This window comes from Actinoplanes awajinensis subsp. mycoplanecinus, assembly GCF_001509495.1.
Classification (GTDB): Bacteria; Actinomycetota; Actinomycetes; order Mycobacteriales; family Micromonosporaceae; genus Actinoplanes; species Actinoplanes palleronii.
This window is the reverse complement of record NZ_LLZH01000234.1, coordinates 216,575-227,334: the sequence shown is the minus strand read 5'-3', so window position 1 is coordinate 227,334 and position 10,760 is coordinate 216,575. Positions and strand designations below refer to the sequence as shown.

Annotated in this window: 14 protein-coding genes and 1 riboswitch; of the genes, 3 read left to right on the top strand and 11 right to left on the bottom strand. The window is 72.1% G+C overall.

Going from position 1 to position 10,760, the window contains the following annotated elements:
• Positions 1 to 203: 203 nt before the first annotated feature.
• From ADL15_RS24005 to ADL15_RS23985, 5 genes are all read right to left on the bottom strand, one after another.
• Positions 204 to 770: a hypothetical protein gene (locus ADL15_RS24005; RefSeq protein WP_157441572.1), complete on the bottom strand. Its 567-nt coding sequence runs from the start codon at positions 768 to 770 to the stop codon at positions 204 to 206.
• A 61-nt stretch (positions 771 to 831) separates the two neighbouring features.
• On the bottom strand, positions 832 to 1,662 hold the full coding sequence (locus tag ADL15_RS24000) for a hypothetical protein (protein WP_067695334.1): 831 nt from the start codon (positions 1,660 to 1,662) through the stop codon (positions 832 to 834).
• A gap of 12 nt (positions 1,663 to 1,674) precedes the next feature.
• Complete coding sequence (locus ADL15_RS23995) at positions 1,675 to 2,316, bottom strand: nucleotidyl transferase AbiEii/AbiGii toxin family protein (RefSeq protein ID WP_067695331.1); 642 nt, start codon at positions 2,314 to 2,316, stop codon at positions 1,675 to 1,677.
• Positions 2,316 to 2,657, bottom strand: coding sequence for a hypothetical protein (locus tag ADL15_RS23990; protein WP_067695328.1), 342 nt, complete (start codon positions 2,655 to 2,657; stop codon positions 2,316 to 2,318). Before ADL15_RS23990 ends, ADL15_RS23995 begins: the two co-directional genes overlap by 1 nt.
• Before the next feature lie 795 nt (positions 2,658 to 3,452).
• The gene (locus tag ADL15_RS23985; RefSeq protein WP_067695325.1) at positions 3,453 to 4,091 is read right to left on the bottom strand and encodes a hypothetical protein; all 639 of its coding nucleotides are present in this window, start codon (positions 4,089 to 4,091) and stop codon (positions 3,453 to 3,455) included.
• Positions 4,092 to 4,213: 122 nt separating this feature from the next.
• On the opposite strand from ADL15_RS23985, the gene ADL15_RS23980 reads away from it, so the two are divergent.
• Positions 4,214 to 4,423 (top strand): hypothetical protein, encoded by a 210-nt coding sequence (locus ADL15_RS23980; RefSeq protein ID WP_067695322.1) that lies wholly within the window; start codon positions 4,214 to 4,216, stop codon positions 4,421 to 4,423.
• Here ADL15_RS23980 and ADL15_RS23975 read toward each other — a convergent pair.
• Together ADL15_RS23975 and ADL15_RS23970 are read right to left on the bottom strand one after the other, a co-directional pair.
• Positions 4,408 to 5,376: a cation diffusion facilitator family transporter gene (locus ADL15_RS23975; RefSeq protein ID WP_067695319.1), complete on the bottom strand. Its 969-nt coding sequence runs from the start codon at positions 5,374 to 5,376 to the stop codon at positions 4,408 to 4,410. The two genes, ADL15_RS23980 and ADL15_RS23975, sit on opposite strands and share 16 nt — an antisense overlap.
• A 60-nt stretch (positions 5,377 to 5,436) precedes the next feature.
• Positions 5,437 to 6,003 carry a helix-turn-helix domain-containing protein gene (locus ADL15_RS23970; protein ID WP_067695317.1) on the bottom strand — a complete coding sequence of 189 codons (567 nt, stop codon included), beginning with the start codon at positions 6,001 to 6,003 and terminating at the stop codon, positions 5,437 to 5,439.
• Positions 6,004 to 6,050: 47 nt separating this feature from the next.
• Between ADL15_RS23970 and ADL15_RS23965 the strand changes: the two genes are divergently transcribed.
• Entirely contained in the window at positions 6,051 to 6,875 is an 825-nt protein-coding gene (locus ADL15_RS23965) for a class I SAM-dependent methyltransferase (RefSeq protein ID WP_067695315.1), read from the top strand.
• 45 nt (positions 6,876 to 6,920) lie between these two features.
• Positions 6,921 to 7,592: a TetR/AcrR family transcriptional regulator gene (locus ADL15_RS23960; RefSeq protein ID WP_067695309.1), complete on the top strand. Its 672-nt coding sequence runs from the start codon at positions 6,921 to 6,923 to the stop codon at positions 7,590 to 7,592.
• Here ADL15_RS23960 and ADL15_RS23955 read toward each other — a convergent pair.
• The 4 genes from ADL15_RS23955 to mgrA all read right to left on the bottom strand — a co-directional run bounded on the left by ADL15_RS23955 (position 7,564) and on the right by mgrA (position 10,505).
• Entirely contained in the window at positions 7,564 to 7,902 is a 339-nt protein-coding gene (locus ADL15_RS23955; RefSeq protein ID WP_067695306.1) for a YnfA family protein, read from the bottom strand. The genes ADL15_RS23960 and ADL15_RS23955 overlap by 29 nt on opposite strands.
• Before the next feature lie 150 nt (positions 7,903 to 8,052).
• Entirely contained in the window at positions 8,053 to 8,799 is a 747-nt protein-coding gene (locus tag ADL15_RS23950; RefSeq protein ID WP_067695303.1) for a nucleotidyltransferase domain-containing protein, read from the bottom strand.
• A complete protein-coding gene (locus ADL15_RS23945) occupies positions 8,796 to 9,467 on the bottom strand; it encodes a nucleotidyltransferase domain-containing protein (RefSeq protein WP_067695300.1) in 672 nt (223 codons plus the stop codon). The genes ADL15_RS23950 and ADL15_RS23945 overlap by 4 nt, the downstream gene beginning before the upstream one ends.
• A gap of 42 nt (positions 9,468 to 9,509) precedes the next feature.
• The gene (mgrA, locus tag ADL15_RS23940) at positions 9,510 to 10,505 is read right to left on the bottom strand and encodes an L-glyceraldehyde 3-phosphate reductase (protein ID WP_067695298.1); all 996 of its coding nucleotides are present in this window, start codon (positions 10,503 to 10,505) and stop codon (positions 9,510 to 9,512) included.
• Positions 10,506 to 10,564: 59 nt separating this feature from the next.
• Positions 10,565 to 10,671, top strand: a riboswitch (glycine riboswitch).
• Positions 10,672 to 10,760 lie beyond the last annotated feature (89 nt).

Below are 10,760 nucleotides of genomic sequence, written 5' to 3'. Positions count from 1 at the left end.
GTCGTCGGGGGCGGTGGCGTTGGTCAGCGGCGGGGGGTTGTGTGTGGCCGCGGTCTGCGCGATCGCGCGGGGGACGCCGGCGCTGCGCGGTCGCTGATCAGTGGCGTGGTCCGGCGGGGTGGTCGCTGATCAGCGGCGTGGTCCGGCGTGGCGCGGCTGCGGGGTCGCTGATCAGTGGCGTGGCGTGGCTGCTCGGTCGCTGGTCAGCGGTCCGGCAGCAGCTTGCGGTAGGCGTCGCGGAACTCCTGGCGGGGCTTGCCGCACGAGTCGACCGGGACTCCGGGGCGGATCCAGCGGTTCTGCGCGTCCATTAGGATGAGCCAGGGGACGAACGGGAGTTCCTGGGTGCAGGCCTGGGCCGTGGCCGCTTCGTCGGGGAGTCGCAGGGCGGTCAGCAGCGCGGTGACGTCGGTGGTCCGCTTTTCGGTGGGCGTCAGCTTGGTGCCCCGGGTCGGGCGGAAATCGCAGATCACCGCGGAGACCGCGGGGAAGCTGTCGGTCAGGCGGGGCAGGGTCAGGGCGTCTTGACCGTCTTGGCGGTTGCCGGGACCGACAGCGCAGGACACCCACTGGCTGTGCACTTTCGGTCCGCCGGACGCGACGCTCACCAACGGACCCGGCGCGCTGGCCAGCGGTGCCGGCGCGCTCGTCAGTGGCGTCGACGCGGCCGACGGCGCTTCCGGTGGCGCTCCCGCCGGGCTCGGGTTCTGGGCGCAACCGGTCACTCCGAGCGCCAGCACGATTGCCGATCCCACCATCCGTCTGCCCATGTCGCCGATCCCTCCCCTGGTGTGTCCTCCTGGGACGGCGCGGCCACCGGCACGGTTCCGCTCAGCCTCGCCGATCCTCGTCGAACCACGACTCCGCCCGTGCGTTCTCGACCGTCAGACTGTCACCCCATCGGTGCCGCAGCTCGTCGACGGTTGCCTGCCGCGCGCCGACCAGGTGGAGCCGATCCACCCGCGGCAGTGCCGCCGGGTCGAGGCCGTAGCCGTCGATCAGCGTCAACGACTGCAACCCCGGATGCTCCCGCAGCCGTTCAGCCTCGGTCAGCGCACCGGGCGGCGCCTCGAACTCCACGACCAGCTCCCGCAGGTTCGCCAGCGGCGCCAGCCGGGCCGCGGAGAACTCCCCGCCGGCACCCACCCGCACCACCGGGGTCAGCCGGAGCCCGGCGGGCACCACGTCCCCCGCTCCGTGCCGCAGCAGACTCAGTCGCAGCCCACGGCCCTCCTCCGGCGCCTCCACCCGCAGGCCGGCCGGGCTCCGGTGCAGGAACAGGAATGTCATCGACTGCGGCAGGCGGACACTGCCGAGCTCCGCACAGCCCAGCCGTACCCGGTCCAGGCAGGTCCGGCGCAGGTCGAGGTCACCTGCCGCGTCACCCCAGTCCAGGGCGGTGATGGTCGGTCGGGCGCCGAGCGCCTCGCCCAGGCCCCGATCAGAACCGGACCACACCACCGTGGTGGTGTCCGGCAGCAAGGCCAGCGCCGTCCAGTCGATCGGGCCCTCGGCCGGGGTGAGACCGGTCGCGGGCCGCAGGTCGAGGACAGGCATCCCCGCGGTCAGACTCCGTGGGCCCGCCCCGAAGTCGACCTCGATCTCCACGGGTGGCCGGCGCACCCCGCGCACCGACCGGAAACCCCAGGTGTTCGCCGGCATAGGGCCATCGTGTCAGTCCCGGGGCCAGGTGGCGAGGCGAGCACGCAACGTGGCGATCTGGGGCGCGTCCAGGCCGTACAGGGTGAAGCGCACGTCGTCGAGCCGGTCCAGGTAGCGGCCGGCGTCCGCGATGTCCTGCGGGTCCAGGGCCGGGTCCACCGCGTACGCGAGATCGAGGATCCGGTCCAGCGGATAACGCTCCAGCGCGGCCGCGACGTCGATGTAGTCGCGGACCTCGCGGCGGTTGACCAGCGCAGCGACCTTCGTGGCGATCAGGTCGTCGAGGTGCATGACCGGGCCGAGGTCCATCACCACCGGGGTGCGGTGCCGGTCCAGCCGGCACAGGGTCAGCCGCAGCGCCCGGTGCTCGCCGGCGACGAGGAACTCCTGGATGTCCGCGTCCATCCCGGCGAACAGCTCGTCGCTCTCCTCGCGGACCACCCGGTAGCCGGCCTCGGTCAGCGCCGCGACCACCTCGCCGGCCGCCGCGACCACCGCGCCGTCGGTGTCGGTGAACAGGTCGACGTCCTCGGTGGGCCGGGCGACCAGGCCGTTCACCAGCCAGGCCACCCCGCCGCCGAGAACGAAACGGTGTTTGTCGGCGACGCCCAGCGCGATCCGGGCCACGTCACGGTAGAAATCGTCTACACCCATCAGGCGGCGAGACGGGCCGACAACCACGGATGGCGGGCCTCCCAGGCGGCACGCACCCCGCGCGGCAGATTCAGCTCCGACCACACCCGGACCAGCGTCGCGCCGTCCAGAAAGGCGCGCAACTCGTCGACCCGGATCGATTCCCGGAGCACATTCTCATACATCCACAGCAGCATGTCGTGCTGCCCGAGATCGAAAGTGCGATGCGGTTGCCACCACAGGCGCAACGGCAACTCGACCAGGCCGCAGGTGGGCCCGCGCAATTCCGCGAGGGTGCCGGCCACGACGACCGGCCGGTGCGGCCGGGCCAGGTGGACAACGGGGGCGAGGCTCGCGGACATGCCGCCAGCCTAAACCGCCATACCGGTCGGAATGCAAGCTCCTAGACTCCTAGGAAGCTTTAGAGGCTGTGGGGTCACTGTCATTTTTTGGTACGACCTGGGAAAGGTCCCGCCGAGCGACGTATGTCCGCCGTTGGTCCCGATCGCTCCACGGCCGCCGGGGTGTGGCTGAGGGCGAGGTCAAACCGTTTCCCGGCGAATAACCGCCTTCAATTCGCGTCCATTGATTCCCCGCCCGCGGCGCCGGCCCCGCATCGGGGTGATCTTGATCATGAGGGTGGGCAGCAGTCGCCCGACTGTCTGCTCACCGCCGTGCTGCCGGCCGGCGCCCGGCAGGTCTTCCCGTGCAGATCATCGGCGAGCGGACCGCCCGCGAGGCCCGGCTGGTCCTCAGGGCTGCCTCAACGGCCTCGAGACAGCCCTGGGCGCCAGCCGGAGTCGGGCGGCTGGTCCTCAGGGGTGTCTCGACGGCCTCGAGGCAGCCCTGGGCGCCAGCCGGGGTCGTGGTGCGTGCGGTTGTCGCCCCTCGGGGACGGAACATCGCGGGGCCGATGGCTCAGCGCGGACCCCGTGCCGCCCCGGCGAGCCCCGACCCGACCACTGGTCGGGACTGCTTACCATCTGCTGAGATGACCGCGTCCGTCTGCCGGCCCTGAACCGGGCAGAACGGGCCATCACCCGGTGCCCGGCTGCCTGGCAAGCCGATCACCCGGAACCGGCTCGGCGGACCCGGCCGGCGGTCACCTGCGACTTGACACTTCGGGGTCACTGCAGGTCGGGGCGTGTGGACGTGGGTCAGGTGAAGCGTTCCGTGGTCACCGGGATGAGGCCGCGGCGGCGGACGTCGGCGGTGAGTTTGCGCAGGACGGGACCGATGACGTCGGGTCGATCGCCGCCCAGCAGGACCGTGACGTCGAGGCCCCAGCCGATGCCGTGGCCGATGCGGCGCAGGTTCCACGAGTACAGGTCGTTGCCGGCGCGACCCCGGCCGCCCGGCAGCCCGCCGTCGCCCTCGCCGGGCCAGGACGCGCTCAGCTCGGCCAGCCGGTTGCCGGGCAGTTCGCGGGCGAAGAGCACCCGGTAGAGCCGCTTCTCGGCGAAGCCGTCCGGCGTCTCGTCACCGCCCAGGCGCAGCGGCGCGGAGGTGGTGAACCGTTCGCGGGCGCCGAACCCGGCCCGCAAGGTGTCCTCGCCGGGCAGGTCACCGCCGCCGAGCTCCCGGTAGACCCGCGCGGCGCGTTCCCGGCCGACCGGGGTGACCGTGGCGAGGAGCGCTTCCTCCGTACGAAAAAAGCGGCCGAACGATCCGGCGGCGCGCCATCGGCCGTCGCCGCCCGCCCACATCGCGCCGCCGAGCCCCACGGTCACGTGGTCCTCGCCGTATACGAACTCCTCGACCAGGATCCCGTCCCCGGCCAGCAGGTAGTAGTCCATGTGCGCAGTCCCCCGAAGCCTCTACGACCGTCGATTCAACCCGCGGCCCGGTCGATCGACGGTCGTGACGCGCCCGGCCGCGCTGTCGTGTTCGTGACCCGGGCTGGCGCGATGATGGTGCGGTGGAGATGCGCAGCCGGCTGGCCGGCGACCTGGACTCCTGCGTGGTGGCGTTGCGGGCCACGCACGAGGCGGACGCGTACCCGTTGAAGCGGTCCGGTGCGGCCGCGTTCTACCGGGCGCGCGGGTTCGCGCACACCCACGATGTCGCAGCCGGCTGGTCCGGGCCGGACGGGCGGCCGGTCACGCTGCGGTATTACGCCCTCGGGTAGGCGATCGCCCGGTGGGTGGGGCCGTGGGACTCGTCGCAGTGCGGTTCGCCGGCCGGGGCGGCGGTGTCGGCGGCGTGGTCGACCTGCAGCGTGGTGTGCGTGATGTCGTGCCGCTTCTGCAACAGGTCCTCCAGGTCGCGGCGGACGGTGTGGCAGTCGGCGTGGTCGTCGACGATGACGTGCGCCGACAGCGCGGTCTGTCCGGAGGTGATCTGCCACAGGTGCAGGTCATGGATCTCGCTGACCGCGCCGATCGCGGCCAGCTCGGCGCCGAGCGCGTCGACGTCGGTGCCGGCCGGTGCGGCTTCGAGCAGCACCCGGCCGGAGTCGCGGACCAGCCGGACGCCGGCCACGACCATCAGCACCACCACGATCAGCGAGGCGATCGCGTCGGCGCGGGTGAAGCCGGTGAAGACCATCACCAGCCCGGCGATCAGGGTGGCGATGAACGCGAACAGGTCGTTGAGGATGTGCTGGTAGGCGCCCTCGACGTTGAGGCTGGTCCGGTTGGCGCGCGACATGCACCAGGCGGCGGCGATGTTCACCACCACGCCGGCCGCGGCGGTGCCCACCACCAGGGCGCCGGCCACCTCGGGCGGGGCGAGCAGGCGGTGCACGGCCTCGTAGGCGAGCCAGCCGCCGAGCAGCAGCAGCGTCAGCCCGTTGGCCTGGGCGGAGAGGATCTCGGCGCGCTTCAGCCCGTACGTGAAGCCGCCCTTCGGCGGACGGGCCGCGAGTCGCATGGCGATCAGGGCCAGCACGATCGCGGCGGCGTCGGTCAGCATGTGCGCGGCGTCGGAGAGCAGCGCCAGCGACTGGGCGATCAGGCCGATCACCACCTCACCGGCCATGAACACGGTGATCAGGGTGAGGGCGGCGACCAGCCAGCGGCGGTCGGCGTCGGCGCGCACCCCGTGGTCGTGCCCGCCGTGGTGATGGTCGTGCTCGTGCATCCCGTCTCCCTCACCGATCTCACTGCCCCGACCAGAGTAGGCCTGCCGGCGGCCCGGACGTCAGCGGTGCGGGCCCAGATGCGACCGCTCACCCTCGTGATCGAGGATGCAGAGCATCTCGGCCGGGCCGCCGGTCGAGCCGAACGCGTGCGGCACCATCGTGGAGAACTCGGCGGCCTCACCTGCCCGGACCAGCACGGTCCGCTCGGCCAGCCGCAGCACGACGGCGCCGGAGAGCACCACGAACCAGTCCCGGCCCGGGTGCACCCGCAGGTCGGCCGGCACTGCCCGGTCGAGGCGCAGCTTCGCCACCGTCATGCCGGCCGTGACGCCCTCGCGGGTCAGCAGCCAGGTGGTCATGCCGCGCGCGTCGTCGTGGTGCGGGCGGATCACCACGTCCTCGTCGCGGCCCGACTCGACGAGCTGGTCCAGGCTGGTGCCCAGCGCCCGGGCGATCGGGGCGAGCTGGTCGAGGGCGATCCGCCGGTGCCCGGTCTCGATCCGGCTCAGGGTGGAGGGTGTCAGATAGCTGCGGCTCGCCAGCTCGTCGAGGGACCAGCCGCGGGCCACCCGCAGGCTGCGGATCCGCTGGCGGACCAGGGCGTCGAGCTCACCGTCTTGCGTCATACGCAAGATAGTATGTCTCAGACGCAAGACCGGGATAGCGTACGGACATGGCACACGAACACGGTCACCACCACCAGCACGGACAGCCGAGCGGCGACCTCGCCGAGATCCTCGACCTGGACGCCGAGGTCCTGCGGGACTACTACGCCGAGGTGATCGGCTGGGCGGGCTCGCTCGTCGGGGACCGGCCGCGGATCGTCGACCTCGGCGCGGGCACCGGCGTCGGCACCATCGCCCTGGCCCGGCACCTGCCCACCGCCGAGGTCACCGCCGTCGACATGGACGAGGAGATGCTCGCCGGGCTGCGGCACCGCGCCGACGCGGCCGGGGTCGGCGACCGGGTCCGCACCGTCCAGGCCGATCTCGACGGCGACTGGCCCGCGCTGGGCCCGGCCGACCTGGTCTGGGCGTCCGCGTCGATGCACCACCTGGCCGACCCGGCCCGTACCCTCGCCCGGGTCCACGACGTGGTCCGCCCCGGCGGCGCCTTCATGATCTCCGAGCTGGACGCGTTCCCGCGGTTCCTCACCGACCCGGCCGGGGTGGCGCTCGAGCAGCGCGCGCACGACGAGCTGGCCCTGATGCGGCGCGAGCACGGCATGCACATGGGTGAGGACTGGGGCGCGCTGCTGAAGACCGCCGGCTTCGCCCTCGAGGGGGAGCGGCGCTTCGACATCGAGCTGCGACCGCCGCTGCCGGCGTCAGCCCTGCGGTACGCGCAGGCCACCCTGCAGCGGACGGTGCCCCGGCTGGTCGGCCGGCTCAGCGCGGACGAGGTGGCGGGGCTCACGGCGTACGCGGAAAATCTCGCGGACCGCGACGATCTCGTGGTCCGGTCCACCCGGATGGTCTGGATCGGTCGCCGGCCCTGACCCACCCTCGTCGGCGCCGGCCGGGCGGACTGCCAGGATGGGCGGATGGTGACCCGACCGCGGCGTGACGACGCGCTCTCCCGGGAGCGCATCGTCGACGCCGCCACCGCACTGCTCGACGCCGAGGGCGAGGGTGGGCTGACGTTCCGCGCTCTCGCCGCGCACCTGAACACCGGGCCGGGCGCGATTTACTGGCACGTGGCGAACAAGGGTGAGCTGCTGATCGCCGCCACCGACGCTGTGCTGAACCGGACAGTGCCCGCGGCTGCCGCCGGCGCCACGCCGCCGGACGCGATCCGGGCGGTGGCGCTCGGGGTCTTCGACGCGATCGAGGCGCATCCGTGGGTCGGTACGCAGCTGACCCACATGCCGTCGCAGCCGGCGTTGCGGCGGCTCTTCGAGCGGCTGGGCCAGCAGGTGCAGGCGCTCGGGGTGCCGGCCGCGGCGCAGTTCACGTCGGCGTCGGCGCTGCTCAACTATGTGCTCGGGGTGGGCGCGCAGAACGCGGCGAACGCGCGCGCCCACCAGCCGGGCGCCGACCGGGGGGAGATCCTGGGTGCGGAGGCGGCGGCGTGGGCCGGGCTGGACGCGGGGGAGTACCCGTTCTTGCGGAGCGTGGCGGGTCAGTTGCGCGAGCACGACGACCGGCAGCAGTACCTGGACGGCGTCAACCTGATCCTGGCGGGGATCACGGCGTGTGCCGGGGGGCATACATGATCACGGCGACGCCGATCAGGCAGATCGCGGCGCCGACGACGTCCCAGCGGTCGGGGCGGAACTTGTCGACGACCATGCCCCAGCCGAGCGAGCCGGCCACGAAGACGCCACCGTAGGCGGCCAGGATCCGGCCGAAGTTCGCGTCGGGTTGCAGGGTGGCGACGAACCCGTAGGCGCCGAGCGCGACGACGCCGGCGGCGACCCACCACAGGCCGCGGTTCTCCCGCCAGCCCTGCCAGATCAGCCACGCGCCACCGATCTCGGCGAACGCGGCAAGCACGAAGAGGAGCAGCGAGCGCGCGACGATCATGCAGGCGAACCTACCGCCCGGGTGGTGTCCGCAGGCCGCGGGCGGGCAGCGCGCGGGCCGCCCGCGGGCCGCGCGGCTGGCGGTGAGGGCCGTTATCGAGCCGTCATGAGGGCCGTCAGAACCAGCTGACCCGCGCGCGCCGCGCCGGGATCAGCTCAGGCGGGTCTGGACGATCAGGTCGTGCAGGGCCGTCACCGCTTCCGCCGACGGCTTGTCCGGCAGTGGTGACGCGTCCCGGGCCGCCTCCAGCTCCGCCCGCAACCGCGGGATGTCCGCCGCCAGCCGCTCCGCCACCCCGGCCGGGAACGGCCCGTGCTCGGCCTCCCGCTTCGCCGCGATCAGGTCGGCCACATAGTCGACGTCCGCCCCGAGCACCCGCAGGTCGGTCTCCAGCGAGCCGGTCCGCATCAGGTGGATGCCGGTGAGCAGCACCCGCAGCGTGTACAACGCCGGCTTCAACTCCCCGCCCTTGGCGTACAGCTTCTCCTGGCTGTGCGAGAACCCCAGGTAGTGGTGCGCGTGATGCCGGGTGATCAGCTCCGGCGCCAGCTCCACCAACGCGGCGTGCAGCGGCGACGTCACCACCACCAGCGGCGACAGCAACTGCTCCAGCACGTAGCCGTTGCGGCTGTTCAGCAGGCGCGCGAACTTCAGCAGGTCGTGCGAGACCACGTCCAGCTCGACGCCGTCGCGGACCCCGCCGCGCTGCAGCGTCTCCGGCCCGGTTCGCAGCCCGACGACCTCGGCGAGCGGCAGCAGGTGCGCGGCGCGCAGGTCGAGGTCCGAGTCGATCGAGGCGAAGCCGTACAGGTGCGCGCCGCTCACGGTGCAGAAGATCAGGGGATAGGGAAGGTCGGTGGCAGCGTCCGCCGCCCACTCCGGCACGTCGAGGGTCACGGCAGATTCCTTTCCCGTACGGCGGTGAGCAGCGCGTCGACCCGTTCCCGGTCGGGCCGCTCGGGCAGCGTGGTGTCGGCGGCGGCCCGCGACAGGTCGGCGAGCAGCTCCGCGGCCCACGCGGCGACCGCGTCCCAGCTCAGCTCGCCACGCTTGACCGCCAGCAGCCGGTCGCGCAGGTGCCGCACGTCGACCAGGATCTCCCCGGTCCGCAGCACGTGCGCACCGGCCGTCAGCAGCCGGATCATGTGCATGGCCTGCTTGTGGTTGATCTCCCCGGTCCGGGCGCGCCGGGCCGCGACCCGGTCGAGCTGGTCCCGCGCGTAGTTGCCGTACGTCTCGGCGACCCGCCGGGACAGGAACGCGCCGCGGGCCGCGAGCAGTTCCCGCCCGTCGTCGGTGACCTGCTCGATCAGCGGCGACCAGAGCACTTCGAGCACTGTCGGGTTGGCCTGCAGCGCGAGCGTGCAGAACCGTTCGACCTCCCAGGAGAACTGTTCCTCGCGGGGCCCGTCCAGGTGGGTCGGCGGCTTGTCGAGACGCCAGAAGTCCCGGGTCGGCGCCGCGTAGACGCCGCGCCGGTCGTGGTCGCTGCCCGGGCCTTCGAGGCCGTAGGCGCGCGACCCGACGACGACCGCCAGGATCGTGTGCTTCTCGACGAGGTCCATGCCCGGGCACGGTACTGAACCCGTGCCCGGGCAGCGACGGGTTTACAGGTCGAGGACCGTGGCGTCGATGGCGTCCAGCTCCTCCTGCGACAGCGGGAGGTTGTCCAGCGCGGCGATGTTGTTCTCCAGCTGTTCGACGCTGGACGCGCCGATGATCAGGCTGGTCATCCGCGGGTCGCGCAGCGCCCAGGCCAGGGCCAGCTGGGCCAGGGACTGGCCGCGGCGCTTCGCGATGTCGTTCAGCGCGTGCAGCCGGCCCATGGTCTTCGCGTCCAGGGCGTTCTCGTTGAGGAACACGCTGGTGCGGATCCGCGAGTCGTCCGGGATGCCGTCCAGGTACCGGTCGGTGAGCAGGCCCTGCTGCAGCGGGCTGAACGCGATCGCTCCGGCGCCGGCCTCCTCCAGGGTGTCCAGCAGGTTGTCGTGCTCGGTCCAGCGGTTCAGGATCGAGTACGACGGCTGGTGGATCAGCAGCGGCGTGCCCAGCTCACGCAGGATCGCGGCGGCCTGCGCGGTCTGCTCGGCCTTGTAGTTGCTCAGGCCGACGTAGAGCGCCTTGCCGGACCGGACGATCTGGTCGAGCGCGCTCATCGTCTCCTCGAGCGGCGTCTCCGGGTCCGGCCGGTGGTGGTAGAAGATGTCGACGTACTCGACGCCGAGCCGCTTCAGCGACTGGTCCGCCGAGCTGATCAGGTACTTGCGGGAGCCGAAGTCGCTGTACGGGCCGTCCCACATGGTGTAGCCGGCCTTGCTGGAGATGATCAGCTCGTCGCGGTGGTGCTTGAGGTCGCCGTTGAGGATCCTGCCGAAGTTGGTCTCGGCGCTGCCCGGCGGCGGGCCGTAGTTGTTGGCCAGGTCGAAGTGGGTGACCCCGAGGTCGAAGGCGCGGCGCACGATGTCGCGCTGACGGTCGGCCGGTCGGGTGTCGCCGAAGTTGTGCCAGAGGCCGAGGGAGATGGCGGGTAGCTTGAGCCCGCTGCGCCCGGCGCGGCGGTACGTCATCGACTCGTAGCGGTCGTCGGCAGGGGTGTAGGTCACAGCCCCAGCCTAGGCATGCCGATCATGGTCATGTCCGCTGGTAGGTTGGTGAGGCCGGCTACACCCGCGCGGGAGAGACCTGGGTCCTGATTCTGTCAGGGTCCGTCGGCGCCGAAGAGGCAAATCCTCCCCGGAAACTTTCAGGCAAAAGGACCGCGTGGGCAGGCGACTCTGAAGTGCTCCGTCTTTCGAACGTGAAGGGCTGGGTATGACAGAGGGGGAGGTTGCGTGTCGACCTTCTCAACGCCCGGGAGC